General features: G+C 59.8%; 28 protein-coding genes and 1 tRNA gene. 24 read left to right on the top strand and 5 right to left on the bottom strand.

The annotated features are described in order from the left end of the window. Window positions 1–226 precede the first annotated feature (226 nt). From J7U39_RS17555 to J7U39_RS17535, 5 genes are all read left to right on the top strand, one after another. Complete coding sequence (locus J7U39_RS17555; RefSeq protein ID WP_311043529.1) at window positions 227–1,597, top strand: integrase arm-type DNA-binding domain-containing protein; 1,371 nt, start codon at window positions 227–229, stop codon at window positions 1,595–1,597. After that, window positions 1,594–2,379, top strand: a complete 786-nt coding sequence (locus J7U39_RS17550; RefSeq protein WP_210629344.1) for a hypothetical protein — start codon at window positions 1,594–1,596, stop codon at window positions 2,377–2,379. Before J7U39_RS17555 ends, J7U39_RS17550 begins: the two co-directional genes overlap by 4 nt. Before the next feature lie 34 nt (window positions 2,380–2,413). Next, window positions 2,414–2,611: a DNA-binding protein gene (locus J7U39_RS17545; RefSeq protein ID WP_210629343.1), complete on the top strand. Its 198-nt coding sequence runs from the start codon at window positions 2,414–2,416 to the stop codon at window positions 2,609–2,611. A gap of 693 nt (window positions 2,612–3,304) precedes the next feature. After that, window positions 3,305–3,763 carry a hypothetical protein gene (locus J7U39_RS17540; RefSeq protein WP_210629342.1) on the top strand — a complete coding sequence of 153 codons (459 nt, stop codon included), beginning with the start codon at window positions 3,305–3,307 and terminating at the stop codon, window positions 3,761–3,763. Next, window positions 3,760–4,050, top strand: a complete 291-nt coding sequence (locus J7U39_RS17535) for a hypothetical protein (RefSeq protein ID WP_247241690.1) — start codon at window positions 3,760–3,762, stop codon at window positions 4,048–4,050. Before J7U39_RS17540 ends, J7U39_RS17535 begins: the two co-directional genes overlap by 4 nt. Before the next feature lie 81 nt (window positions 4,051–4,131). Here J7U39_RS17535 and J7U39_RS17530 read toward each other — a convergent pair whose 3' ends face one another. Next, entirely contained in the window at window positions 4,132–5,115 is a 984-nt protein-coding gene (locus J7U39_RS17530; RefSeq protein ID WP_210629340.1) for a hypothetical protein, read from the bottom strand. A 679-nt stretch (window positions 5,116–5,794) separates the two neighbouring features. Between J7U39_RS17530 and J7U39_RS17525 the strand changes: the two genes are divergently transcribed. The 9 genes from J7U39_RS17525 (at window position 5,795) to J7U39_RS17485 (ending at window position 11,197) form a co-directional block, all read left to right on the top strand. After that, the gene (locus J7U39_RS17525; RefSeq protein WP_105746072.1) at window positions 5,795–6,163 is read left to right on the top strand and encodes a transposase; all 369 of its coding nucleotides are present in this window, start codon (window positions 5,795–5,797) and stop codon (window positions 6,161–6,163) included. After that, a complete protein-coding gene (gene tnpB / locus J7U39_RS17520) occupies window positions 6,160–6,507 on the top strand; it encodes an IS66 family insertion sequence element accessory protein TnpB (RefSeq protein ID WP_164050677.1) in 348 nt (115 codons plus the stop codon). Before J7U39_RS17525 ends, tnpB begins: the two co-directional genes overlap by 4 nt. Window positions 6,508–6,570: 63 nt before the next feature. Then, the gene (locus J7U39_RS17515; protein ID WP_210629339.1) at window positions 6,571–8,193 is read left to right on the top strand and encodes an IS66 family transposase; all 1,623 of its coding nucleotides are present in this window, start codon (window positions 6,571–6,573) and stop codon (window positions 8,191–8,193) included. Then, window positions 8,193–8,489 (top strand): hypothetical protein, encoded by a 297-nt coding sequence (locus J7U39_RS17510; protein WP_210629338.1) that lies wholly within the window; start codon window positions 8,193–8,195, stop codon window positions 8,487–8,489. The genes J7U39_RS17515 and J7U39_RS17510 overlap by 1 nt, the downstream gene beginning before the upstream one ends. A 27-nt stretch (window positions 8,490–8,516) precedes the next feature. After that, the gene (locus tag J7U39_RS17505) at window positions 8,517–8,795 is read left to right on the top strand and encodes a hypothetical protein (protein ID WP_210629337.1); all 279 of its coding nucleotides are present in this window, start codon (window positions 8,517–8,519) and stop codon (window positions 8,793–8,795) included. Between the two features lie 172 nt (window positions 8,796–8,967). After that, complete coding sequence (locus J7U39_RS17500) at window positions 8,968–9,252, top strand: hypothetical protein (protein WP_210629336.1); 285 nt, start codon at window positions 8,968–8,970, stop codon at window positions 9,250–9,252. Next, window positions 9,245–9,439, top strand: a complete 195-nt coding sequence (locus tag J7U39_RS17495; RefSeq protein WP_210629335.1) for a hypothetical protein — start codon at window positions 9,245–9,247, stop codon at window positions 9,437–9,439. The genes J7U39_RS17500 and J7U39_RS17495 overlap by 8 nt, the downstream gene beginning before the upstream one ends. Before the next feature lie 48 nt (window positions 9,440–9,487). After that, window positions 9,488–10,597, top strand: a complete 1,110-nt coding sequence (locus J7U39_RS17490; protein ID WP_210629334.1) for a hypothetical protein — start codon at window positions 9,488–9,490, stop codon at window positions 10,595–10,597. A 261-nt stretch (window positions 10,598–10,858) separates the two neighbouring features. Then, complete coding sequence (locus J7U39_RS17485; protein WP_210629333.1) at window positions 10,859–11,197, top strand: hypothetical protein; 339 nt, start codon at window positions 10,859–10,861, stop codon at window positions 11,195–11,197. A 91-nt stretch (window positions 11,198–11,288) separates the two neighbouring features. Here the strand turns inward: J7U39_RS17485 and J7U39_RS17480 are convergent. Further along, a tRNA-Thr gene (locus tag J7U39_RS17480) sits at window positions 11,289–11,364 on the bottom strand. Window positions 11,365–11,482: 118 nt separating this feature from the next. Then, complete coding sequence (locus tag J7U39_RS17475; RefSeq protein ID WP_210629332.1) at window positions 11,483–12,442, bottom strand: nitronate monooxygenase family protein; 960 nt, start codon at window positions 12,440–12,442, stop codon at window positions 11,483–11,485. A gap of 283 nt (window positions 12,443–12,725) precedes the next feature. Here J7U39_RS17475 and J7U39_RS17470 point away from each other — a divergent pair, with 283 nt between their 5' ends. After that, window positions 12,726–13,925 carry a regulator gene (locus J7U39_RS17470; RefSeq protein ID WP_210629331.1) on the top strand — a complete coding sequence of 400 codons (1,200 nt, stop codon included), beginning with the start codon at window positions 12,726–12,728 and terminating at the stop codon, window positions 13,923–13,925. A 13-nt stretch (window positions 13,926–13,938) separates the two neighbouring features. On the opposite strand, the gene ppk2 is transcribed toward J7U39_RS17470, so the two are convergent. Further along, entirely contained in the window at window positions 13,939–14,820 is an 882-nt protein-coding gene (ppk2, locus tag J7U39_RS17465) for a polyphosphate kinase 2 (protein WP_210629330.1), read from the bottom strand. A gap of 238 nt (window positions 14,821–15,058) precedes the next feature. Between ppk2 and phoR the strand changes: the two genes are divergently transcribed. The 7 genes from phoR to phoB all read left to right on the top strand — a co-directional run bounded on the left by phoR (window position 15,059) and on the right by phoB (window position 23,059). Then, complete coding sequence (phoR, locus tag J7U39_RS17460; protein ID WP_210631698.1) at window positions 15,059–16,279, top strand: phosphate regulon sensor histidine kinase PhoR; 1,221 nt, start codon at window positions 15,059–15,061, stop codon at window positions 16,277–16,279. 346 nt (window positions 16,280–16,625) lie between these two features. Beyond that, entirely contained in the window at window positions 16,626–17,660 is a 1,035-nt protein-coding gene (locus J7U39_RS17455) for a substrate-binding domain-containing protein (RefSeq protein ID WP_210629329.1), read from the top strand. A 167-nt stretch (window positions 17,661–17,827) separates the two neighbouring features. Beyond that, a complete protein-coding gene (pstC, locus tag J7U39_RS17450; RefSeq protein WP_210629328.1) occupies window positions 17,828–19,309 on the top strand; it encodes a phosphate ABC transporter permease subunit PstC in 1,482 nt (493 codons plus the stop codon). After that, window positions 19,306–20,628 carry a phosphate ABC transporter permease PstA gene (pstA, locus tag J7U39_RS17445; protein ID WP_210629327.1) on the top strand — a complete coding sequence of 441 codons (1,323 nt, stop codon included), beginning with the start codon at window positions 19,306–19,308 and terminating at the stop codon, window positions 20,626–20,628. Before pstC ends, pstA begins: the two co-directional genes overlap by 4 nt. A gap of 15 nt (window positions 20,629–20,643) precedes the next feature. Continuing rightward, on the top strand, window positions 20,644–21,459 hold the full coding sequence (gene pstB, locus J7U39_RS17440) for a phosphate ABC transporter ATP-binding protein PstB (RefSeq protein ID WP_085776826.1): 816 nt from the start codon (window positions 20,644–20,646) through the stop codon (window positions 21,457–21,459). Window positions 21,460–21,501: 42 nt separating this feature from the next. Continuing rightward, window positions 21,502–22,215, top strand: a complete 714-nt coding sequence (gene phoU, locus J7U39_RS17435; RefSeq protein WP_004672769.1) for a phosphate signaling complex protein PhoU — start codon at window positions 21,502–21,504, stop codon at window positions 22,213–22,215. 160 nt (window positions 22,216–22,375) lie between these two features. Continuing rightward, window positions 22,376–23,059, top strand: coding sequence for a phosphate regulon transcriptional regulator PhoB (gene phoB / locus J7U39_RS17430; RefSeq protein ID WP_004672768.1), 684 nt, complete (start codon window positions 22,376–22,378; stop codon window positions 23,057–23,059). A 291-nt stretch (window positions 23,060–23,350) separates the two neighbouring features. Here phoB and J7U39_RS17425 read toward each other — a convergent pair whose 3' ends face one another. Continuing rightward, window positions 23,351–23,884 carry a GcrA family cell cycle regulator gene (locus J7U39_RS17425; protein WP_210629326.1) on the bottom strand — a complete coding sequence of 178 codons (534 nt, stop codon included), beginning with the start codon at window positions 23,882–23,884 and terminating at the stop codon, window positions 23,351–23,353. A gap of 423 nt (window positions 23,885–24,307) precedes the next feature. On the opposite strand from J7U39_RS17425, the gene J7U39_RS17420 reads away from it, so the two are divergent. Beyond that, on the top strand, window positions 24,308–25,507 hold the full coding sequence (locus J7U39_RS17420; protein WP_210629325.1) for an aspartate aminotransferase family protein: 1,200 nt from the start codon (window positions 24,308–24,310) through the stop codon (window positions 25,505–25,507). Window positions 25,508–25,544: 37 nt separating this feature from the next. Continuing rightward, window positions 25,545–26,459 carry an ornithine carbamoyltransferase gene (gene argF, locus J7U39_RS17415; protein WP_210629324.1) on the top strand — a complete coding sequence of 305 codons (915 nt, stop codon included), beginning with the start codon at window positions 25,545–25,547 and terminating at the stop codon, window positions 26,457–26,459. Window positions 26,460–26,488 lie beyond the last annotated feature (29 nt).

Below are 26,488 nucleotides of genomic sequence, written 5' to 3'. Positions count from 1 at the left end.
AAGCTTGCCTGGAGAGCGTCCAGGCGAAGCTGAAGGTGAACGCAGGTTATTAAAAGAGGCTTATAATGGAGACTGTTAGCATGCGGTGGAAGAAAAATGGTGCCGCTTACGTGACTCGAACACGTGACCCCATCATTACGAAGTATGTGCGCATCGCCACCGCTTCCTAACGCGACATCACATCAGTGCAGTTCTTTCCGTATGTTTTTATTGCCATTTTCGCAGAATGTTATATCGTGATGGCATCATCACGAAGCACACTCTATCACCGCTTTCGGTTACCCCAGTGTTACCCCGAGGCGTTACCCGAGAGAAAATGGCAAAGCCGCTTACCGTCAAATCAGTCGAGGCAATAAAGCCCGGCGCCACCCGCAAGGAAATCGCTGACGGCGGGCTTCCCGGCCTCTACTTGGTCGTTCAGCCATCCGGCTCGATGTCGTGGGCGATCAGGTATCGATTTGGTGGACGCCCGCGAAAGATGACGGTCGGCACTTATCCGCTCTTCGGGCTCGCGAAGGCGCGGGAGCTTGCCGGTGCAGCGCTCCGATCCGTTGCTGAGGGGAAGGATCCGGGGGCTGTGAAGCTGTCGGAGGCCGCAGCACGATCAAACCCTTCCAATCTCGTACTTGTCCAACTCGATCAATTTCTGACGAGGTATGTGAAGCAGCGAAACCGTGAATCCACGGCCCGTGAAACGGAACGCTTCGTCAATCTCTATCTGCGGAAGCGGTGGCAGCACAAACTTCTTGCCGACATCACGCGGCGGGAGATCATCGACCTCCTCGATGAGATTGCTGAAAGCCACCCGATCTCCGCAAATCGCGTCCATGCAATTCTGCGGCGCTTCTTCAACTGGTGCATTGAGCGCGACGCCATCGCGGTTTCGCCGGTGGCGAATGTCGCCGCTCCGGGGGAGGTCGTTTCCCGTGACCGTACCCTCACCCGGGATGAAATCCGATTGGTATGGCTGGCTTCCGAAAAGATCGGCTGGCCCTTCGGTCCCATGGTGAAACTGTTGCTCCTGACCGGGCAGCGCAGAGATGAAGTCGCGTCCGCTCGGTGGTCAGAATTTGATCTCAGTGGAGATGCGTCGACATGGACGATCCCGAAGGAGCGGGCGAAGAATGGAAAGGCGCATGTCGTTCCGCTTTCGCCGGCGGTGGTCGAAATCCTCAAGGGCCTGCCAAGGGTAAAGGGTGAAGCGGATTTCGTGTTGACCACTACAGGCAAAACCGGCGTCAGCGGGTTTTCACGATCCAAGGCGCTACTTGATGCCAAGATGGCCGATATTGCCAGGGATGAAGCCGAGGGGCGGGGAGAGACGGATTTCGAACTGCAGATAGCTCCTTGGCGTCTCCATGATCTCCGGCGCACTTGCGCATCTGGCATGGCGGAACTGGGCCAACCCGTACATGTTGTAGAAGCCGTTCTCAACCACAAGAGCGGCTCCATTAAGGGTGTTGCCGCAGTCTATAATCGCTACGAATACGCAGAGGAGAAACGGCGCGCATTGTTTACTTGGGCAGCTCACGTGGCCTCTCTTGTCGATGCTCCCGCGGACAATGTCATCTCACTATTCGAGGGTAAGGGCCGATGACGGGACAGGCTCAGCGGACTGAAATGCTCGACACGGAAGGAAGGAGCCAAATTGCGGTGAATTGCATCCTCCAGGGGCTCCGGACGCGCAGCCAAGGACGCGATGACGATCTCGAATTCTTTCGAAACAGGTTTGATAGCGCATTGTGGCGGTTTGAATCCCTGGACCGGCAGGATGTTCGCGCCATCACCGAAGCAGCCGAAGGAATGCAGCGAAAGCGAGCACAAATCCTTTCCGACGCGAAAGGGATATTGTTAGAGGCTCTTGAGCATGTTGCCCCGCAGATCGGATCTGACGCCGAGCCATTGGATGGCAATGCCTCTTCTATTTATGATGACGGTTTGTCCGAGGTTGAGCGAGAGGAGCGCGATATCCTTAATGCGATCGCGGTGCTCGAGCGCTACCAAGAGCAACATCGGCTGATTGCTCACGGCTTGAGGCATCGTATTGCTATTACAAGACCGGCGACTTCCGAGGGCGATACGCTTGCCAGAAACCTGTTGTGGTTTGACATCTTCAAGATCTGCTGTGAGGCGCTTGGCTTGCATTGGCGCACGGTCCGAATGTCGGATAATCCGGACCCGCACTCTGACAAAGATGGCTACCTGATTCAGTGCTTAATTCGGGACTCGTGGGAAATATACTGCGGCCAAGTTGCCTCGGAGAAAACGATCGCGTCAGCAATCCGGGATCAAAAGAAAAACAAAGTTTTGCGCAAGAAAACCCCGCGTTCGGCGGCAAAAGTTGACCGCAATCGCGGGTCGAAATCCTCCCCGAAATGAAAATGATGCCTTTGTCGAACCACAGGAGGCATCGATGACTACCAACCGAAAATATCTGACCGGGCCCCAAGTCCTTGCTCGCTATCAAATCAGCGAGATGACACTGCACAGGTGGCAGAAGAACGAGGTTCTTGCATTTCCTCAGCCGATGAAAATCAACCGCCGAAAGTTCTTTCTTGAGGATGATTTGATTGCATGGGAGCGGAATCGCGCTGCGGGGCGGGCCGTATGAGCAAGGGACCGAATGCTAACTCTGCCGCAGTTGTCGCCGCGGCCAAATGGTTGAAATCCCAGAGACCCCCTGGCGGCAGCGCAGTTGATGCCGCCAGGAAGAGGTTCGTACTGACGACAGTCGAGGCTTGCGAGGCGGTTGCCTTGTCACGGGGGCTGAAGGTCTGGAGGGAGGCTCAATGAGCGCGATGGCCCATCAGCATTTCGTCGTTTCCTGCGAACCAGAACGGCACTTCGTTTTTTCCGGCCGGCCGAGGAAACTACCTTATGTAAGGGCTATTCCATTTCGCTGGCCTACCAAAGCTGCAGTCGCCAAGGAGTACATATCAACCTGGACCGACATCGCGGGGGAGGAGCTTGCACGCCATAAGCTGTCGAACGATACCATGAGGTGCATCGCGTCTCACACATCAAGACGCGATGGCACCTGCCGACTAACAGACCACGCCCTATCATCTCGGACCGGTAGGTCGATTTCATCAACCAAACGGGACATTCAGAGGCTCAAGAAATTGGGCCTGGTCGTGGCCGATTACGAGCGGGGCGACCGGCGGCAAGAGCGGGTTAGAGTATTGAAAATGGCCCTTCCGGATCGCCCGAGGTCGTCTCAACGTATCCCTGAGCCGGAGGCAACTGTGGTCGTCTCAACGCATCCCACATACGTTGATCCTCTTGATTAAGGGAGAACGCCGAAATGTCTGAGCAGCTCTCTTTGCTGGATTGGAAATCTTCCGCGGAAGTTTTGCCCTTTCCATTTCACAGATCGCATGGCGCAACGGCTGGTGTAGCGAGGGCGGTTATGCGCCTTGATGCACCGAAGCGCACGGCTCGACTCAACAGCTTGCGGGCACAGACGCGGAAGCGCATGGAGCCACTCTTTGGCGCCGATCAGGCAGAGGCGATCGCCGATAGCCTCATCCGCGTGATCCGCATCCAGATCGCATATCATGAAAATCTCAATCCCCCTCTTCCAAAGCAAAGTAACGGCGGGACATCGATTGTTTCTCTAGCGGTCCGTCTCCGCGAGCACGTGCCCACCGTCGGCGGAGCCGAGGGTATGGGTCAAGGGGCTAAGCTCCTTGCGGGTTTGGGCGGAGCCCATAAACAAGTGGACTATGACGCCGCGTGCGAGCGCGAAGGAGGCACCGCGTGAATGATGATCCGGAGCATTGGCCCATCCTGATGAGAAGGGATGAGGTCATCAACCTGAAATTGGCAGTTTATTACACTGGCCTGGACGAGAAAACGCTCCGCGGTTGGTGTAAGGAGTTTGGGATCGGCCGGCAAGCGAAGCCAGGGTCTCCACTGGGCATCTCAGCACCAGCGCTTGAGATGGTGGTTCACGGTGACATGGTAGCGTTGAAGCTGCTGCGAGATGGAAAACGGACGGATCCACGCGTGTCGCGATACTTCGAATTTTTAGGGCTGCCACCGTATTGAGATGGGCACAAGGAGTTCTGATGTGAAAGCAAGCGAAACGGTCGACAATTGGAACTTCGGTAAAGTCACCCTAGCACTTACTCATTTATCTTTAGCGCGGAAGATGGCTGCAGTTTTCTCTATCAGCCTTTCGGCTTGCCCAATGACGGCTGACTCGTACCTCGCTTCGAATTCCTCGCGCTGTAACGCGACCGTTGTCTCTCCCTTTTTTAGGCGAAAATTTCTTTCAACTCTCGTGAGGTCCTTCAGAATGTCGGAATTTGTTTTCTTATCTTGACCAGAAGCGGCGACTTGAACTGCGAGCACCCATAGCTCAATGTTCGTCAATTCATTTTGGAAATATTTAATCTCGAAAATGCTATATCTATACAAGCGCAGGAAGAAATAGGCGAATACCTGCATGACAATCACAAGCGACAGTCTCGCGAGGAAGCGTATAAGTACGTTCAGCTCACTGCTGCTTTTTAGCTCATCATTCGTTACGTAAATAAAATAAGCCAGTATGCCCATGCCTATCAATGATATCGAAGACCCAATGATCAGATTTAGATTTGCTCTGCGGCCTAGATCCTCAATTTCTGTCTTTATGCGCGTTCTCAGAGACATTTTTGCTCTCTTGAGAAGGAGGTCCCGCCCTTCTACTTCCTGCTGCGCCTCTTTTTTTGATACGTGAGCCTCAATCTTGCTGAGTGTTTGTTCCGAGAGGTTCTCGATTACCGAATTCTTAAGCTTTTCGAGTTCATCCGGACCAAACGGAGAGGTTAGTTCTTGGACTTTTTCTTCAACCTCCTCTCTGAGGTCACTCAACTCGGTTCTTGCTGCCTTTCGTGCGAGACGAATCAACTCTAGTCGAGAGAATTTGCTGTTGTTAATTCCAGCCAGATACGACCACATCTCCAGTGCTGTGGCTGAGATGATGATAACGAAGCCGGCAAATCCGGCGATGGTTCTGAAACCGTTTATGGTCTCATCCATTAGCGGAGACAGAGAGATGAACAATAATAGCGCACCCATTCCTGCGATAGGTGCGACCTTGTTCTTTGAGATTGCTTCTAAGAGGGACATCGTGAAAATCCGGTTGAGAAGCTCTCAAACTACAATAGATCACTGCGCAAAGCGTAAACGTCGTGGCTCCCCAGTGTTAAAAGCCGACGTTTTTAAACACATAAGTTTGACTAGATGCTTGTGATCGAAGGCGTCCGTCATCCATCAAAAAAAGTTCTTCACCATACGTTCCGCGGAAGCCTTCTAAGAAGTACCGGGTTAATGGAACAGGCGGCGTTTTCCCACCTTCCCCACTCACGTCAGGCCGGCTCGCCAGATCCACGATTACTATAACCGTTTCATTCCCTTGGCTATCAGTGACGAGTACTCGGTCTTCGCTCATCGTTGTCTTTCGAAACTGTGTTGGGAACTACTCTCAGGATTCGTAGAAAGCCGCCGGAAAATCTGTGATTTGTGGGGACTGCGGCTCATGCCGCTTGCCCGACTCAGCAATCCCGTGGAGGCTACGGGGTGATGGTGTTGCAGCACCATCACCCCAACTCAAACCAAGCCACAAGGACGGCTAAGCATGAAGGCATTTAAGACTTTAATCGCACGTGGAGACCCGTCAACCCGTCCAAAGGCTCAGTACAGGAAAATCGTAACCGCCCGATTGGCACCGCCTGCCGCCTAGCGCCCTGATGGCCTAAGAGACGTGTTTAACGACGTCGTTAGCGACGTGTCTTAGGCGAGGATTGCGATGCGCGTTGAAATTCTTGGGCAGGAACGTCGACGGCGGTGGCGCGAAGAAGACAAGCTTGCGATTGTCATGTCGGTTGGGGTTGCTGGAGCCACGATCACAGAGGTTGCTCATCGTCACGATTTAACGCGGCAGCAGATATACGCCTGGCGTAGCGAGCTCAAAAAGAAGGGGCTTTTGTCGGCATCTGCGAATGCATTGTTCATTCCAGTCGATATGAATGCCGTGCAGACCGATGTCCCTGAACTCAGGGAGAGCTGCTGCGGGATGATCGAGCTACGATTGAGCTGCGGCCGCACACTTCGCTTCGAGAGTTCGGTGGCGCCCGGCACCCTGACGCAGGTTATCCGGGCAGTGGAAGCAGCATGATTGGACCTGGGACCGGCGTTCGGGTGTATCTTGCGTGCGGGATCACGGACATGCGCAAGGGAGTAGAAGGCCTTGCCGCGCTTGCGCAGAATGTTTTGCGTCAGAAGCCGACTGGCGGCGCGGTCTTTGCTTTTCGCGGCAAGCGTGGCGATCGTTTGAAGCTGCTCTATTTTGATGGCCAGGGCTTCTGCCTGTATTACAAGATCTTGCAGAAGGGGCGGTTTCCTTGGCCTTCGGCATCCGACGGGACTGCCCGGCTGACGTCGGCCCAACTGGCGATGTTGTGGGAAGGGATCGATTGGCGTCGTCCTGATTGGGGTGCGCCACCGGCCCGTGTCGGGTGATTTTATCCCACTGAAACCACTGGTTTTTATGGAAATTTATCCTGACTCGTGGTAGTCAGGATCATGTCTAGCGCGACGACAAATCTTCCGGACGATCCAGCCTTTCTCAAGGCAATGATTGCCGCTTTGCAGGCGGAAAACGCGAAGATGTCGGCCACATTGCAGGCGCATGACCAGTTAATCCAAACGCTGCGGCTGCGCATTGCCAAGCTGAAGAAACAGGTCTTCGGCAAGTCCTCCGAAAAGATTGAGCGTGAAATCGAGCAGCTGGAACTGGCGCTTGAGGATCTGTTGATCGCCGCCGCTGAAGGCAGTATGGCGCCAATCGATGAACCTGATGAGGCGGCGTCTGTTGTTCCCTTGGCGGATACGTCTGAAAAGATCATGCGCCGGCGCCCACGCGTCTCGGACAAGGCGGTTCGCGAGCGCCGAGAGCTCGATCCTGGCTCCTGCTGCCCGGAATGCGGAGGTGAATTGCGTCTTGTCGGTGAGGACGTCAGCGAAATCCTCGACATGATCGCCGCGCAGATGAAAGTCATCGAGGTTGCTCGACTGAAGAAGTCCTGCCGCTGCTGCGAGAAAATGGTACAGGTGGCAGCACCCAGCCGCCCGATACCGGGCAGCATGGCGGGCGCCGGCCTTCTTGCTTATATTCTGGTCTCGAAGTTTGACGACCATTTGCCACTGTACCGGCTGAACGAGAACTTCGCCCGCATGGGCGCCGACATTCCCGACAGCACGATGGTTGATTGGTGTGGTCGCGCCATGCAGGTGCTTCAGCCTCTCATCGAGCGGATCGAAACGGCGATTATGGCAAGTGACCTCCTTCATGCCGACGACACCCCGATCCGAGTGCTGGATCGCTCGCTGCGAGACAAGGGGTTGGGCAAGGGTGTGAAGAAGGGCAGGATCTGGACGTATGTCCGCGATCAACGTCCATGGGTGGGGACTTCCCCGCCCGGTGCAGTCTACTATTTTGCTCCTGACTGGAAAGAAGAGCACGTGCACCGCCACCTCAAGCAATCAAGCTGCATCCTTCAGGCTGACGGCTACAAAGGATATGGCAAGCTATACTCGCTTGGAGAAAAGGGAGGATCTCGCTTCAAGGAAGCCGCCTGCTGGGCTCATTGGCGACGAGACTTCCACGACATCTGGACATCAAACAAGTCGGAGATTGCGCGAGAGGCTCTCGATCGCATCGGAGCGCTTTACGACATCGAGCGTGGCATCAACGGGCAGCCTGCTGAGATCCGTCTTGCTGCGCGTCAAAAGCAGAGCAAGCCTAAGGTCGATGCATTCCGCCACTGGGCTGAAGCTCAACTCACGCGCATTCCGGGCAAAAGCGATCTGGCGACAGCTTTCCGCTACGGATTGAGCCGATGGTCTTCGCTCTGTCTGTTCCTCGAAGACGGCCGCGTCGCGATCGACAACAATGCCGCCGAGCGGGCACTACGTCCGATAGGCGTGGGAAGACGGAACTGGCTCTTCGCGGGAGCCGATACGGGAGCGGAGACCTTGGCACGCGCCATGACGATCATCGAGACGGCAAAGATGAATGGACTTGATCCGCAGGCCTATCTGGCTGACGTGCTCGATCGCATCCACGATCACAAGATCAATCGGTTAGACGAACTGCTTCCGTGGAACTGGTCGGCGATCACCACAGTCGACGCAAAGGCAGCCTGATGGCGGCAGTCACCTACGTCCGTACGATCAAATTTGTTGCCGAAATTCTCGAAGAGGACCCGGAGCTTCTTCAGGCAATCGTCTCCAACGATGATAATCTGAGCTACGGCAGCATCATCTCCGTGTACACCGGAGACGACGAATCCGTGACCGCACTGACAGACGACGGCATGGACGAATTGGAGCAGATGCTCAAAGACGCCCGCCGCTCACCCCAAGAATGGGACGACTTCCTCGACAGCTTTGTTGACGACGAGCTGCTCGTCGCTCGCATCAAAGCAAAATCTCGGCGGTAGCAATCGGGCGGTTACGGAAAATCTCAAATGGCATACAATCTCTTTGTTGCTTATGACCTGATGTCGCCGGGACAGAACTACGGTATCGTCCAAGCCCGAATAGCGGAACTCGGACCACATCATAAGTTCCAGTTTTCGCTATTTTACCTCCATACCGACTACACCCCGCAAGAAGTGTATGCTCATGTGAGGTCTGCAATGGATCAAAATGACCGTCTCGCGGTCATCATTGCTGATGGTGGCCTGGTCACGAACTGGGACCACCCGCCGATCGACGCCATAAATGCGATCTGGCAAGCGGCCTAGCCAGGGGCGTCGGAGTTAGATCCTTCCATGCTCCTCAAGGCAAGCTTGGTAGGCATGAGAGATCGGCCGCACAGGCCGGCAGCTCTGCAGGGTCACAAAACCCCGCACGTTTCCAATCCTCCTGCGCAGTGATTCATGATTTCCTGCCCTTGCACTTAGCGGGGAAGGAACCATGACGACTGACATGATATCCGAGAATACGATCGTTGCTCTGTCGTTGACAGGCGGCCGTGTGACGAAAGGTTTTCGAGACGCGCTGTTCGATGGAGCAGCTCGGGCCGGAATCTCGGTTAACGAGTTCGTACTGCTGGCGGCTGGTGACAAACTGGCGTCATTAGGTCGGGACTTCCCCGGAGTGTTTACCGCCGACAAATCTTCGTCGGCAGAAAAGGCCAACCGCGGAAAGCTGCGATCGACTGTGCCGGAGATTAAGCGGGCGGGTGGCGCAGATGTCTGAGGTAAAAGCTGCCATCTGGAAGGTTGAGGCAGAACGCCTTCGCAAGATCCTCAAATCCCCGGAATCAAAGCAACTGCCCAAGCTCGCAGAATATTTGGCTTTCGAAACAGATGAAAGCGCAAAGGCCTGTATCAAGGTGTTGAAAGCGGCGATCACCGATTTCCAGGCTGCTGTAGCCAAGCGCTAACTCTGGCGTGCGCCAGCGACACATCCACTAACCATCAAGGAGACTAGAATGAAAAAGACTCCGGAAACAGTTATCGCCGGCATCGAAACTGAGATCGCCAATCTGGTCGGGCGCCGCGGGGAAATTCTCGATCGTCACACCTCCGCGGGAGCAAAGCTCGAGAAGGCGCGTATTGACCGTAGGGAAAACCTTGGTCGGAGCGGTGATATCGACACTGCAAGCGTTGAGATCCGCGATCTGAAAAATTCAGTCTCGGATCTCAGCGATCTGGTTGAGGATCTCGACTTGCAGATTTCCACGGCCACTGAACGACTCGCTTTCGAGCGCCACAAGCACGATCGGCTTAAGCGTGCCCAGGAACTCGAAAAGATCGGGATCACGACGACTAAATTTGCTCACGATATTGACAGCGCGGTCTCCGCACTGGCGAAAACGGTTACTGCCCTTCGCGCCGTCTTGCCGGAAGACATCAAGCTTTGGCCGGCGCACAACGCAACCCGGCCGCCGGGGAGCGTCGATGCAGGCCGTGCCACAGCATCCCCGCGCGAGGTTGTCGCTGGCGTAGTAGCAGACGCCTTGGCTAAAGCGGTGCCCGACCTATTCGATACCTCCATGGATCTCTACGGCTACCGCTGCGCGCTATCTCGGATCACTGCGATGGGGGTGCGAAAGGATTGGGTTTCAGACACCCGCACGTCGCCGCTGTCCGCGGTCGAAGCTGCGGAGTTGCTTATCTCGCGGCCGTTGAAAGAACTTGCGGAGAACCTAGCCTCAGAGGCCATGCCGGGCGGTGCCGAGATTATCAGGCTCCCGGATGCACCTTTCTCCGACTCCCGCCCTCCGGAGGAAGAGGCATTTGTGGTGAAGCCGCTGAGCTTTATTTCCTCACCTTCCGGGCCGGCTCAGATCATCGGTCGCGGACGCGCCCACTTTCTTCCAAAGCCCGTTGTCGATCGGGCAGTTGAGGAGGGCTTGGCATTCCGCATGTCCTCGCCTGAGGGTGTAGCCGCGGCCGAGGAGGAGAGGCGCCGCCGTGAGCTCATCCGGGGATACGGTGACCCCAGTGTCCGGCATGAGGACTGCGTTGCACTGGGCGACGTGATGGGCCTACGAACGCATGCAGACGAGATGGCCGAAGTTGACCGAGTGATTGGATGACCGCGGTTGTGAGGGGCGGAAAAGCCGCCCCCATCGTTCTCCGCCTTAAGGGAGATGACCTCTGTTCCACGCGAGAAACTTGCGTCATATGCCGGAGTGCTGCGCCCTGCGACCGGCATTGCCCTCATACGGTCCCTAAACGTCCAGAAAACGCCCGTACATCAGCGCTGACACGCGCAGGCACCAAGTTGACGCCCGGTATCGGGCGACAGCGTCACGCATTCCTGCGGCTTTATATCATCCATCCATTCGGAGAACGCCATGCGCACTGCTTTTATCGCCTGCTCACTTCTGGCATCCGCCCTGCCGGCCAGAGCTACGGACCAGCAGCTCTTCGACTGGATGTCATTGCTCTATGTCTCAAACGAAGTGTGCATTGGTCAAAGCTACGAGGCCTCGCGGGTGCAGCTTCTCGCCCAGATCGCGGCCATAAGGATGGGATGGTCTGACGACAAGGCTGCTGACGAGTGGGCGAACGCATACCAGACCAACCAAGCCCGCTTTGGGGAGGACAAGGAACTGTTCTGTGCCATGGCTCCCACCTATCTTGAGACCATCGGGCCGGCCGCAGTGAAAGAACTGGGGATCTTGAAGAAGTAGCAAAACCCGCCGTGTGTTACCCCAGTGTTACCCCGCTGGAACGATCAGTGGCCGGGTAACGGGGAAAGAGCGATTAAGCCTCTGAAAAATATGGTGCCGCTTACGTGACTCGAACACGTGACCCCATCATTACGAATGATGTGCTCTACCGACTGAGCTAAAGCGGCATTTGGCGGCCGAAGCGTGCGGCCTGCGATTTGCATGGCGCTGATACAGGCATTGTCTGAAGATTTCAAGCACCCTGTCATGCCTTTGGCAAAAAAGAGAGGAGGGTGTGGAAGACCCTCAGAGCGCCAGCCGCCTGCGGGCGGCCTTGTATTCGGCCTCCAGCCGGTCGACGAGATCTGCCACCGGCTCCACCGCCTTGACGGCGCCGATGCCCTGGCCGCTGCCCCATATGTCCTTCCAGGCCTTGGCGCCGCCGGTCGCCTGCTCGAAATCCATCTTCGAGGGGTCGGCGACGGGCAGGTTGTCGGGGTCCATGCCGGCGGCGATGATCGACGGTTTGAGATAGTTGCCGTGCACGCCGGTGAAATAGTTGGAGTAGACGATGTCGGCTGCCGCGCCGTCGACGATCGCCTGCTTGTAAGCCTCGCTAGCGCGCGCCTCTTGCGTTGCGATGAAGGGCGAGCCGATATAGGCCATGTCGGCGCCCATCGCTTCGGCGGCCAGGATCGCGCCGCCGGTCGCGATCGCGCCGGCAAGCAGCAGCGGCCCGTCGAACCACTCGCGGATTTCCTGGACAAGGGCGAAGGGCGACAGCGTGCCGGCATGGCCGCCGGCGCCTGATGCCACGGCGATCAGCCCGTCCGCACCCTTGCGGATCGCCGAATGGGCGTGGCGGTTGTTGATAATGTCGTGCAGCACGATGCCGCCATAGGAATGCACGGCGGCATTGACCTCGGGCACGGCGCCGAGCGAGGAGATCACGATCGGCACCTTGTATTTGACGCAGAGCGACAGGTCGTGCTCCAGCCGCTTGTTCGACATGTGGACGATCTGGTTGACGGCAAAGGGCGCGGCCGGCCGCTCCGGATGGGCGGCGTCGTGGCGGGCGAGTTCCTCGGTGATCTCGGCCAGCCATTCGTCGAGCTGGCTCTCCGGCCGGGCGTTCAGCGCCGGAAAGGCGCCGACGACGCCCGCCTTGCATTGCGCCAGGGTCAGCGCCGGATGCGAGATGATGAAGAGCGGCGAGCCGATCACCGGCAGTCTGAGTTTGTCCTTGAGGATGGGGGGCAGGGCCATGATTCACCGCGCATTGACGTTTACGAAAACGTCAATCTCATAACAGAGAAGAAAGGCTGATAAAAGAGCGGCCGCCACGCCTTCGTCGATTTCAGGCGGATATATCAGGCGCGCATAAAGAAGAGGGCAAGGCCCGGGAGCCGCGAAAGCTGGCGATATCGCCGCCGATCAGCGGCCGGCGGGGCTGCAAGGCTTGCGGTTTGCCGCGCTTGCCGCTACCGAATTTTGATAGAGAACGGCAGGGACGGCAGTCCGATGCCGGGTTCGAAGTGAAGGACTTGACGTGAGCGGATTAGAAACGGCCATCAGAACAGCGCTCGAAAATGCCGATCGCGACAATCCGGAGGTTCGAGCGAGGATCTACCAGTCGGCCCGCCAGGCGTTGGAAGCCGGCCTGCGCAAGCAGGATATCACCGATGCCGATGCCGTCGCCCATCATCGCCATCGCCTGGAAACCACCATCCACGCCATCGAAAGCGAGGAGCGCGACCGTCTTCACCCGCGTCAACGGCCGCCTGAAGTGCCGGTGCCACCGGTCGTCGACATGCCGGCGCCGCCGGCTCATCGAGGGGATGTGGCCGATATCGACAGCCTGATCGACAGCCCGGTGGCGGCGGGCGAGACCCGTGGCCCGGACGTGATCATGCACCGCGGCGACGAGTCGCGCCTTGACGACGTGCATGCGAGCACCGCCGATCATCTCTCCGCCGCCCCGCTCGGCGAGGAGCGGCTGCAGCGCGGCCAGCGCGCCGCCAACATGGATTTCCGTCCGGAGCGGGCGGCCGGCCGCCGCAAACCGCGCAAGTTCTTTTCGAGGCTTCTCGTCTGGTGTGTGCTGCTCGCCTTCATCGGCATCGGCGCCTGGTGGGCCTATACGTCGGGCCTGCTCCTGACGGCGGCCGAGCGCGACACCAGCGTCGCCAATCCGCCGGCCAGCACCCAGCCGGAGGATTTCACCGGCAATGACGACAGCGCCGGCAATGCCGCCAGCCACACCGATCAGCCGGTGACCATCGATCCGCAGAACAGTTTTTCGGCCGATTGGATCCCGGTGTTCAAGCCCGACGAGGCCGACAAGATCACAAGCGGCCCGCGGGCGCGCACCGAAAACATCACCGAGAATGACGGCCCGGCAGTGCGGCTGATTTCCGAAAGCGGTGCGGCTGACGGCAATATCTCGGTCAGTGTTCCCGCCTCGGCGCTGCAGCAGCTTGCCGGCAAATCCTCGACCATCGCGCTGACGCTGCAATCGACCACCGACGAGCCGACGCAGGTTACGGTCGAATGCAATTTCCAATCGCTCGGCAACTGCGCCCGCCATCGCTTCAGCGTCACCCGCGAAAAGTCGGATGCGCTGCTGCAGGTGAGATTCGACCGCTCGCTGGCGCCGAATTCGCCCGGCACGCTTGTCATCAACAGCGATCTCGACGGCAAGGCGCGCGGCATCAACCTGTTCGCAATCCGCATCCTGCCGGGGCAGTGAGGCGGCAACTGACCTATTTCAGGAAGCCGGGCCCCGAGCCGATGATCTGCTCGTCGCGCTCGCCGAGCGCCGCTTTGTCCTTGCCGTCATAGTCCATCCTGTGGAGCATGTGCCGGATAAGCTGCAGATGCGCACGCCGCTTATCATTGGCGCGGATGACGGTCCATGGCGCGAATTCCGTATGGGTTTCCTTCAGCATGCGGTCGCGCTTTTCGCTGTAATCGCCCCATTTGGTCAGGGCCGCGATATCCATCGATGAAAGCTTCCAGACTTTCAGCGGATCGTGCCTGCGATCGTGGAAACGCTTGAGCTGCATCTCGCGGCCGATATCGAGATAGAATTTGAAGAAGAAGATGCCCTCATGGGCAATGATCTTTTCGAGCTGCGGCGCCTGGTTGAGGAAAGCTTCATATTGCTGCGGCGTGCAGAAGCCCATGACCGGTTCGACGCCGGCGCGGTTGTACCAGGAGCGGTCGAACAGCACGAATTCGCCTGCGGTCGGGAACTGCGCGACATAACGCTGGAAATACCATTGCCCCTGCTCGCGCTCGGTTGGCTTGGCGAGCGCGACGGCGCGCGCAAGGCGCGGGTTCATATGCGCCGAGGAGGCCGAAATGGCGCCGCCCTTACCGGCCGCGTCGCGCCCCTCGAACAGCGCCATCACCCGTTTGCCGGTCGCCTGCAGCCAGAACTGCACCTTGACGAGTTCCACCTGCAGCTTTGTAAGCTGCTCCAGATAGTCCTCCTCGTTGAGCTTCTTCTTATAGGGAAACCCGCCGGACTCCAGCGCGTGTTCCTCCACCCAGTCCGGCAGGACCGGATCGTCGACGTCGAAGACGCACTTCCTGCCGTGGATATCAAGCTCCACCGCCCTGCTTCCGACAGTCTCGCTCATACGCCCCTCCTGGGCTGGTGTCCTCTTGCCGTAGGCGAACATATTTGCCGTTGAAAATCAAATCTTTCGCTTTTGGCCGGTGATTTTTCCCGCGTTTGCCCGGCAGTCATTCGCTTGAGCGGCGCCAGCCGAAAACTTCTGTCATGAATTGCCGCTATCAGGCAGAGTTCAATATAAAGAAACGAATCGACGCCGCGAGGCCCAGTTGCAAGACGAAACCCCCTGGAGAAAAAGCCTGCTGGCGCGCATCCGGCGCGAACGGCCGGTGCTGCTCGCGGCCATCCTCAGCGCGCTCGCCGCCCTTGCCGCCGGGATGAACAAATGGGTCGTGCTCGTTCTCCTGCTCGTCATGATCTTGACCGCGCTGTTCAACGAGGCGCCAGTCCTCAAGGCGGAATCCGTCGAGCCGATGGAGGCGGAGCCGCAAGCGCCGCCAAGCCGCCTGCCTGATGTTGCTGCCACGCTTGCCGGGCTCGATATTCCCGCCATGGTGCTGTCGCACGACGCCTCGGTGCTGTTCCAGAACCGCGCCGCCGAAAAGGCCTTCGGCGAGGTGGCGCTCGGCGCCCATATATCGGCCCGGCTGCGCTCGCCCGGCGTGCTCGACATGGTGCGCGAAACCATCGCCACCAATGCGCCGAACCAGATCGAGCATGCCGAGCGGCTGCCGTCCGAGCGCGTCTATATCGTCCGCAGCGCGCCCGTCGAGTTCCAGGCCGACGGAGAGCGGGAGCGGTTTTTCATCCTGTCCTTCCGCGATATATCGGAGGTCCGCCGCATCGACCGCATGCGATCGGATTTCGTCGCCAATGCCAGCCACGAGCTGCGCACGCCGCTTGCCTCGCTGCGCGGCTTCATCGAGACGATCCAGGGCCCGGCGAAGAACGACCAGAAGGCGCAGGCGCAGTTTCTGGGCATTATGCTCGATCAGACCACCCGCATGAGCCGACTGGTCGATGACCTGCTGTCGCTCTCCCGCCTGGAGCTGAAATCGCACCTCGCGCCGGATGAGAAGGTCGACCTGGTGCCGCTGCTCGGCCATGTCCGCGACTCGCTGGTGCCGCTCGCCAGGGATGTCGGCGTCGAGATCGACCTGCATCTGCCCGACGGCAAGGTGGAGGTGCTGGGGGACCGTGACGAGCTTGTCCAGGTCTTCGAGAACCTGATGGAGAATGCCTGCAAATATGGCCAGGAAGGCAAGATCGTCGATGTCTGGCTGAAGAACGGCGCCGGTGGCCCCGTGGAGGTCAGCATCGTCGACAAGGGGCCGGGCATCCCGGCCGAGCACGTGCCGCGTCTGACGGAACGCTTCTATCGCGTCAGCATCGAGGACAGCCGCTCGAAGAAAGGCACCGGCCTTGGCCTTGCCATCGTCAAACATATCCTCACCCGCCACCGCGCCCGGCTGATCGTCAAGTCCGAGGTTGGCAAAGGCACCGATTTTACGGTGCGCTTCTAAGGCGCAATCTCTCGTGGTCCCCTCTCCCCGCAATGACGGGAGAGGGGACGTGCCCTGTCGAGGGTGGGACGGAGACAGGATGCCTTTCCGCAACCGCCGGATCACGTGTTGTAAACTTACAATGCATGGTCGAACCGCGATCCAAACTTTGCCATCCGTCGACACGTTCAGGCGGGATCCATAAATTTTATCGTTGTAAAACAGCGATTTAACCTGTCACAAATGTTTCACGGGTTTGACATAAAAGGACGGTGCTTACAGCGTTAAGAGAGTCCCGCCGATGAAAAAAGGCACTGCGAGGGCCTCTCAGGCCGCACTCACACAAGCCCAATGCGGGAGATTTCTAATGAACACCTTCAAGCTCACCGTTGCCGCGCTCGCTGCAACTGCCGCCTTCGCTGGCGCAGCCGTCGCTCGCGACCAGATCCAGATCGCTGGTTCGTCCACCGTCCTGCCTTACGCCAAGATCGTTGCCGAATCCTTCGGCGAGACCTTCACCAACTTCAAGACGCCGGTCGTCGAATCCGGCGGCACGGGCGCTGGCCTGAAGGAATTCTGCAAGGGCGTCGGCGAAGACACCATCGACATCGCCAACGCTTCGCGTCCGATCAACAAGAACGAGGCCGAAGCCTGCAAGGCCGCCGGCGTAACCGACGTCCAGGAAGTCAAGATCGGTTATGACGGCATCGTCTTCGCAACCGACTCGTCCAACCCTGATGTCGCTTACGTTCCGGCCGACATCTACAAGGCACTCGCTGCCCAGGTCGTCGTCGACGGCAAGCTCGTCGCCAACCCCTACAAGAAGTGGTCGGAAGTCAATCCGAAGCTCCCGGCCGTTGACATCGCCGCCTATATCCCGGGCGAAAAGCACGGCACGCGCGAAGTCTTCGAACAGAACGTTCTTGCCGCCGGCTGCAAGGCTTCGGGCGCTCTCGACGTCATCGCCAAGGAAATCTCCGACAAGGCCGCCCAGACCAAGGCTTGCGTCGCGGTCCGCAAGGACGGCGCTGCGGTCGACATCGACGGCGACTATCCGGAAACCCTCGCACGCATCGCGGCCAACAAGACCGGCGTCGGCGTATTCGGCCTTTCCTTCTATGAAAACAACGCCGACAAGCTGAAGGTCGCCAGCGTGAACGGTATCGTTCCGTCCACCGAAACGATCGCCAACGGCACCTACCCGGTTTCCCGCCCGCTGTTCTTCTATGTCAAGAAGGCACATCTCGGCGCCGTTCCGGGCCTGAAGGAATACGTCAGCTTCTTCGTATCCGACCAGATGATCGGCCCTGACGGCCCGCTGGCTGAATACGGCCTCGTTGCCGCTCCGGATGCCGAGCGCGACGCGATCCGCAAGGACGTCGAAGCTGGTAAGTCCATGTAATGACTTTGCCGGCGCGGTGCTTCAAAGCCCGCGCCGGCATCGTTTATGGCCCTGTGTCCCGGTCTTTCCGCGGCAGGGTTGAATTCCTTCTCCATGATTGGAAGCCGAAGGCAGGCTGATGAAGCCGCCCGCGCTTTTTGGGGGCCACGGGCCTGGGGACGTAACGAATGAGCACATCCGTCATACTTCTGTGCCTTGTGGCGATCGGCGCCGTCGCCTATCTGGTCGCGCGCGGCCGTGCCGCAGCCCTTGCCGGAGGCAGGTCCTCCGCACTGCATTCCCGGCCGGCCTATTACGGCGCCTATGCCGCGATCTGGACGGTTCTTCCCGCCCTCGTCGTCCTCTGCGTCTGGCTCTCCGTCAGCCCCGGCGTCATCCAGTCCTCGGTGCGCGGCACTTTCCCTGCCGAGGTCAAGGCGCAGGCCGCGGTCGAACAGGATCTGAGCTATTCGATGGTGGCGACGGTCGCGCGCGGCCTGACGATGCTGACATCGGACGAAGCCGCCGCGGTGGCAAACGATCCGGCCGCCCTGCAGGCCAAGCTCAGCGAAAAGGGCGTGCCGCTCGCCGGCCAGCCGCAGCCATACATGGTCGAGGCCGCCAAGACGCTCAATTCCATGAGCATGACGAGCCGCCTCGCCATGACCGCGATCGTCTTCATTCTGGCCGTTGCCGGCGCCTTTTATGCGCTGCGCGCCATCGCGCCGCGCTTCCGCGCCCGCAACCGCGTCGAGCGCGTCATGCTCTGGGGCCTGCTGCTCGCCTCCTCGATCGCCATCCTGACGACGGTCGGCATCGTGCTGTCGATGCTGTCGGAAGCGGTTCGCTTCTTTGCCGTCGTTCCCGCCGGCGATTTCTTTTTCGGCACTGTCTGGGATCCGCGCTTTGCCGGCGCCGGCAGCTCGTCCTTCGGCCAGTTCGGCCTGATCCCGCTCCTGCTCGGCACGCTTTATATCGGCCTGGTCGCCATGCTGGTAGCCGTGCCGGTCGGTCTCTTCGCCGCCATCTACATGGCCGAATACGCCTCGCCGAAGGTGCGCGGCGTCTCCAAGCCGCTGCTCGAAGTGCTCGCCGGCATCCCGACGATTGTCTACGGCTTCTTCGCCCTCGTCACCGTCGGCCCCTTCCTGCGCGATTTCTCCGCGCAGATCAGCGGCCTGCTCTCCGGCAACTATTCGAACTTCATCCAGGCACAGAGCGTTCTGACCGCCGGTATCGTCATGGGCATCATGCTGATCCCCTACGTTTCCTCGCTGTCGGACGACATCATCACCGCCGTACCGCGGGCGCTGCGCGACGGTTCGCTCGGTCTCGGCGCCACACGCTCCGAAACCATCAAGAAGGTGGTCCTGCCGGCGGCACTTCCCGGCATCGTCGGCGCGCTGCTGATGACCGCCTCGCGCGCCATCGGCGAAACCATGATCGTCGTGCTGGCCGCAGGTGTTGCCGCCCGCATTCAGATCAACCCCTTCGAGCCGATGACCACGGTGACCGTCAAGATCGTCAATCAGCTGACAGGCGACCTCGAGTTCACCTCGCCGCAGACGCTGGTCGCCTTTGCGCTTGGCATCACGCTGTTCTGCATCACGCTTAGCCTCAACATCTATGCGCTCTACATCGTGCGCAAATATCGGGAGCAGTACGAATGACGAACATTGTTTCTCCCGCCGTCGGTGTCACCGTTTCCAAGGCGCCTGCCCGCCGTGACATCGGCATCAAGCGCCGCTATGCCGCCGAGCGCCGGTTCCAGGCCTACGGCATCGCCGCCATTGCCTTCGGCCTCATCTTTCTCTTCGTCCTGCTGTGGACGGTGATCGGCAAAGGCTACACCGCCTTCCAGCAGACGACGATCACCCTGCCGATCGAATTCGCCGAAAAGACGATCGATCCGAACGGCAAGCGGGCGACCGATCCTTCGGTGCTGATCGCCGCCAACTATCCGGTTCTGCTGCGCGACGCGATCGTCAAGCAGCTGAACATCAATGCATCGAGCCGTCCGGATGTGCGCGATGCAACCGCCATGCTCTCCAAGAGCGCGCCGATCCAGCTGCGCGATCTGGTCGTCGCCGATCCCTCGATCATCGGCAAGACGGTCAATGTCACCCTGCTCGCTGATGCCAATATTGACAGTGCCAACAAGGGCCAGATCGATCTTTCCGTCGATGAGAAGAACCGCAAGGTCAACGACAAGCAGGTCAACTGGATGAACCAGATGAAGGCGGGCGGCGTTCTCCAGAAGCAATTCAACAGCGGCCTCTTCGTCAACGGCAATTCCAGCCGCCCGGAGGCCGCCGGCCTCGGCGTTGCCCTCATCGGCTCGCTTTACTTGATGCTGATCGTGCTCGTTCTGTCGCTGCCGATCGGCGTCGCCGCCTCGATCTATCTCGAGGAGTTTGCGCCGAAGAACAGGCTGACGGACCTGATCGAGGTCAACATCAACAATCTCGCCGCCGTCCCGTCGATCGTCTACGGTCTGCTCGGCCTTTCCGTCTTCATCAACTTCATCGGCCTGCCGCGCTCGGCTTCGCTGGTCGGTGGCCTGGTGCTGACGCTGATGACCCTGCCGACGATCATCATCGCCACCCGCGCGGCTCTGCGCGCCGTGCCGCCTTCGATCCGCGCCGCAGCGCTCGGCCTCGGCGCCTCGAAGATGCAGATGGTGTTCCACCATGTCCTGCCGCTTGCCATGCCCGGCATCCTCACCGGCACGATCATCGGCCTGGCGCACGCGCTTGGCGAAACCGCGCCGCTGCTCTTGATCGGCATGGTCGCCTTCGTCGCCAATGCGCCCACGACACCGCTCGAGCCCTCGACGGCCTTGCCCGTGCAGGTCTATATGTGGGCGAACGAGGCCGAACGTGCCTTCGTGGAGCGTACTTCGGGTGCCATCATCGTCCTGCTCCTGTTCCTGATCGTCATGAACATGGGCGCCATCCTTTTGCGTCGTCGCTTCGAGCGCCGCTGGTAAACGGAGTTAAACATCATGAACATGCTGACGGAAGCTGCAGTTGAAAAGGCGCTGGATCAGAAGATGAGCAACGTCCCGTATAAAATGATTGGACAGGATGTCTCCGTATATTACGGCGAGAAGCGCGCGCTTTTCGACGTGAACCTGAACATCCGCGAAAACACCGTAACCGCCCTGATCGGCCCCTCGGGCTGCGGCAAGTCGACCTTCCTGCGAAGCCTCAACCGCATGAACGACACGATCGAAGGCTGCCGCGTCACCGGCAAGATCACGCTCGACAGCGACGACATCTATGATCCGGATATCGACGTGGTCGAACTTCGCGCCCGCGTCGGCATGGTTTTCCAGAAGCCGAACCCGTTCCCGAAGTCGATCTACGAAAACGTCTCCTACGGCCCGCGCATCCACGGTCTCGCCAAGTCGAAGGCCGATCTCGACCAGATCGTCGAGAGCAGCCTGCAGCGCGCCGGCCTGTGGAACGAGGTCAAGGACCGCGTGCACGAATCCGGCACCGGCCTCTCCGGCGGTCAGCAGCAGCGCCTGTGCATTGCCCGCGCCGTCGCCGTCAGCCCGGAGGTCATCCTGATGGACGAACCCTGCTCGGCCCTTGATCCGATTGCCACCGCCAAGGTCGAGGAGCTGATCCACGAGTTGCGCGAGAACTACACGATCGTCATCGTCACCCACTCCATGCAGCAGGCCGCGCGTGTTTCGCAGCGCACCGCCATGTTCCACCTCGGCAACCTCGTCGAGGAGAACGACACCGACAAGATGTTCACCAACCCCGACGATCCGCGCACCCAGGATTACATCATGGGTCGCTTCGGCTGATCCCGGCGACACGAAGCTTTCCGTTATTCGAGGACAAAGCCCATGGCATCGACACATATTTATTCCGCCTATGATGATGATCTGAAGTTCCTCTCCAGGCGGATTTCCGAAATGGGCGGCCTGGCCGAACAGATGGTCGCGGAATCCGTCCGGGCGCTGGTCAACGGCGATACGGCGCTGGCGCAGAAGGTCATTTCCGATGATGTGATCCTCGATCACACCGAACGCGAGATTGGCGACAAGGCGATCGTCACCATCGCCCGCCGTCAGCCGATGGCCGCGGACCTGCGCGAGATCATGGGTTCGATCCGCATCGCCGCCGATCTCGAACGCGTCGGCGACCTCGGCAAGAACACCGCCAAGCGCGTCATCGCCGTGCAGAGCACAGGCGTGCCGCGCAAGCTCGCCCGCGGCCTCGAGCACCTCTCCGAGCTGGCGCTCGTCCAGCTCAAGGAAGTGCTCGACGTCTATACGACACGCGCCGCCGACAAGGCGACCGCCATCCGCGAACGCGACAACGAGATCGACGCGATGTACACCTCGCTGTTCCGCGAGCTCTTGACCTACATGATGGAAGATCCGCGCAACATCACGAGCTGCACGCATCTGCTCTTTTGCGCCAAGAACATCGAGCGCATCGGCGACCATGCCACCAACATCGCCGAGACGATTTACTACATGGCGACGGGCGCCCAGCCGGAAGGCGATCGTCCGAAGGATGACAGTGCCAACACCGTCGGCGCCGCGACGGAATAATGGTTCCGAACGAGCCGCCCGGGTCAGCCGCCCGGACCAGTCACTTGCGTGCGCGCCCGTTCGGGGCGCGCAAAGAGGTCGCAGCCAATTTCTGAATTTGCGCAGGACGCCTGCTTAAATCGTCCCGGTTTAAGGCTTGTGCGCGAGGAGACGGACACGCATGATCCCGAGAGTGGCAGTTGTTGAAGACGAGGAAGCGCTGAGCGTGCTTCTTCGCTATAATCTTGAGGCGGAAGGCTTTGAGGTCGATACCATCCTGCGCGGCGACGAGGCCGAGATCAGGCTTCAGGAGCGCACGCCCGACCTTCTCATCCTCGACTGGATGCTGCCCGGCGTCTCCGGCATCGAACTCTGCCGGCGCCTGCGCATGCGGCCGGAAACCGAGCGGCTGCCGATCATCATGCTGACGGCGCGCGGCGAGGAGAGCGAGCGTGTGCGCGGACTGTCCACCGGCGCCGACGATTACGTCGTCAAGCCCTTCTCGACCCCCGAGCTCGTCGCCCGCGTCAAGGCGATGCTGCGTCGGGCCCGTCCCGAGGTGCTGTCCTCGGTGCTGAAATGCGGCGATATCGAGCTCGACCGCGAAACCCATCGTGTCCACCGCAAGAGCCGCGAAGTCCGCCTCGGCCCGACCGAATTCCGGCTGCTGGAATTCCTGATGTCGTCGCCGGGCCGGGTCTTTTCCCGTTCGCAGCTGCTGGACGGCGTCTGGGGCCACGACATCTATGTCGACGAACGCACCGTCGACGTCCATGTCGGCCGCCTGCGCAAGGCGCTGAATTTCTCCAACATGCAGGACGTCATCCGCACCGTCCGCGGCGCCGGTTATTCGATGGAGGCCTGAAGGCTGAGGGAGTGTGGGGTTGGCGTTCCCGCCAAACGCACGGCAGTACGGCTTGTGAGGCCCGCCTTGTCGTCCATCGTCGCCGCTGCGGAGCCAGCGTCGTTGCGCCGGCGAGGCTTATGCGTCTCGGCACCACCTTTCCATCGCGCCTGCAAAGCCGACTTGTCCCGGCGCCACCTCCTCCGTCAAGCCCTGGCATGACGGAGTGTGGGGGTTGCTAAACGCAAAGGTCACTTCCCACTCGAATAAGAAACGGCGGCCCGTTTTTTATGTCTGGCTATACCGGTCCGCTCAGCTGACCCGCGCCGCCGCCCGGCGGCGTTCGTTGATCGGCTGATAGGCAAGCTTCTGATGATAGCTGCAATAGGGCGAATTGTCCGGGGATTCGCAGCCGCAGAAATGGAAATCTTCCTTGAGCGGATCGCCGACCGGCCACTTGCAGGTGCGTTCGGTGAGCTCCGTCAGGCCGAGGCGGCGGGAAATCGGCACCACCACGTTGCCCTTCGGCACATATTCCATTTCCTCGACTGTATCGATCTCGATCTCTTCCTTCAGCAGGGTTGCGCCCTGCTGGCGGGTCACGGTGCGGGTGGCGATCCGGGAGGCGTAGTTCGGCGCGCGCGGCGCGGATGTCTGGCGCTTCGGCGTGCGCGCCGCGGTGGCCGTGCCGCCGGCCTTGGCGCGGCCGGGAAGGCTGAGCCTGTGCACCTTGCCGATAACGGCGTTTCGGCTGACCCCGCCAAGCTGCGCAGCAATCTGGCTGGCGCTCAGTCCTTCGGCCCAAAGCTTCTTGAGTTTCTCGACCCGCTCGTCTGTCCAGTTCATGCCCTGTCTCCACCTTTTGCGTTGGTGATGGCAGAATCCCTCACCGTTGTCCCGGAAGCCTCCGAAACAAGAAACGCTTGATCAATTTTGGTGACTAGTTCCGCCGCATGCAGTCTAGTAATTGAACTTTAACCTAGTGTGAGGCTGACTCCGTGACAAGAGTCGCGGGAATCCGGATGAATCGAATTTCAAGTTTTTCCCCAACTTGCTGCCTCTGCGTGTCATTTCTGCAATAATGCCTGTTGAAGGCCGAAAGTGCCCCTGTACAAGCTTGCGGCATACGCTAAGGCCGCAGTTTTGTTGACATTGCAGCGCGAAAAGGAAATAGTACCGCTCGCCGCCGAAAGGCGGCATTTTTGATTTTTCGGACCTGGTTTTGTTAGCCGGAATCCGCGCATGACAACATTGAACGGGAGACCCGCGATGGCTGAAGCCGCGCCGCTTTACGACACCTATTCTCGTGCCCCGCTGCGGTTCGAGCGAGGCGAGGGCGTATGGCTGATCGCCGAGAGCGGCGAGCGTTATCTCGATTTCGGCGCCGGGGTCGCCGTCACCTCCGTCGGCCACGGCAACCCGCATGTGGTCGCGGCGCTGAAGGAGCAGGCCGACAAGGTCTGGCACCTCTCCAATATCTATGAAATTCCCGGCCAGGAGCGCCTGGCCAAACGCCTGACCGACGCCACCTTCGCCGACAAGGTGTTCTTCACCAATTCGGGCGCCGAGGCGCTCGAATGCGCCATCAAGACGGCGCGCCGCTATCAGTTTTCCAAGGGCCATCCCGAGAGGTTCCATATCATCACCTTCGAAGGCGCTTTCCACGGCCGCACGCTGGCGACGATCGCCGCCGGCGGCCAGGAGAAATATCTCGAAGGTTTCGGCCCCAAGGCGCCGGGTTTCGATCAGGTGCCGTTCGGCGACATCGATGCCGTGCGTGCCGCCATTACCGATGCGACGGCCGCAATCCTGATCGAGCCGGTGCAGGGCGAGGGCGGCGTGCGTGCCGCCACCAGCGAATTCATGAAGGCGCTGCGCCGGATCTGCGACGAAAATGGCCTGCTGCTGATCCTCGACGAGGTGCAGACGGGCGTCGGCCGTACCGGCAAGCTGTTTGCCCATGAATGGTCCGGCATCACGCCTGATATCATGGCCGTCGCCAAGGGCATCGGCGGCGGTTTCCCGCTCGGCGCCTGCCTTGCAACCGCCGAGGCCGCTTCCGGCATGAAGGCCGGCACGCATGGTTCGACCTATGGCGGCAATCCGCTGGCCATGGCGGTCGGCAGCGCCGTGCTCGACGTCATCCTCGCCGATGGCTTCCTTGAGCATGTGCGCGACGTCGCGCTCGTCTTCCGCCAGGGACTGGCCTCGCTCAAGGATCGTTATCCCGATGTGATCGAGGATATCCGAGGCGAAGGGCTTCTTCTCGGCGTCAAGGCTGCGGTTCCCTCGGCCGAATTGCTGCAGGCGATCCGCGCCGCGCATCTGCTCGGCGTGCCGGCCGGCGACAACGTCATCCGCCTTCTTCCGCCGCTGGTGGTCACTGCCGAGGAAGCCCGCGAAGGGCTTGTGCGCCTCGAGCGCGCCGCCGAGAGCATCCGCGCCGCCAAGATCAAGAAGACGGCTTGAAGGGATCGCCGCCTTCGGGCGCACGACAGGTAAGAACATGGCTCCTAAACATTTCCTCGATCTTTCGGCCGTCACATCGGCCGACCTCAGAACCATCATGAACGACGCGCTCGCCCGCAAGCAGGCCTTCAAGGCCGGCAAGGGCGACAAGCCGCTCGCCGGCAAGATGCTGGCGATGATCTTCGAGAAGCCGTCGACGCGCACCCGCGTCTCTTTCGACGTGGGCATGCGCCAGCTCGGCGGCGAAACGCTGTTCCTCTCCGGCACCGAAATGCAGCTCGGCCGCGCCGAGACGATCGGCGACACCGCCAAGGTGCTGTCGCGTTATGTCGATGCGATCATGATCCGCACCACCGAGCACTCGCGCCTGCTGGAGCTTGCCGAACATGCGACCGTGCCTGTCATCAACGCGCTGACGGACGATACCCATCCCTGCCAGATCATGGCCGATATCATGACCTTCGAGGAGCATCGCGGCCCGATCAAGGGCAAGACCATCGCCTGGACCGGCGACGGCAACAATGTGCTGCATTCGCTGGTCGAAGGGGCGGCGCGCTTCGGCTACCGCATGAACATGGCCGTCCCCCTTGGTTCGGAGCCCAAGGATCACTATCTGAACTGGGCCCGCAATGAGGGCGCCGAAATCATGCTCTGCCATGATGCCGACCGTGCGGTCGAAGGCGTCGATTGCGTGGTGACCGATACCTGGGTCTCCATGAATCAGGAACATCGGGCCCGGGGTCACAACGTCTTCCAGCCTTATCAGGTCAATGCGGCCTTGATGGCCAAGGCCGGCAGCGATGCATTGTTCATGCATTGCCTGCCCGCGCATCGCGGTGAGGAAGTGACGGACGAGGTGATCGACGGCCCGCAATCCGTGGTCTTCGATGAAGCGGAAAACCGTCTTCATGCGCAGAAATCGATTCTTGCTTGGTGCCTGGGCGCGATCTGAACCATAATCGGATGTTGCGAGTCATAAGC

Origin of the sequence: Rhizobium sp. NLR16a (assembly GCF_017948245.1) — a bacterium.
Taxonomy (GTDB): Bacteria; Pseudomonadota; Alphaproteobacteria; order Rhizobiales; family Rhizobiaceae; genus Rhizobium.
The sequence above is the reverse complement of the archived record's forward strand: the minus strand, read 5'-3'. Positions and strand labels throughout refer to the sequence as shown.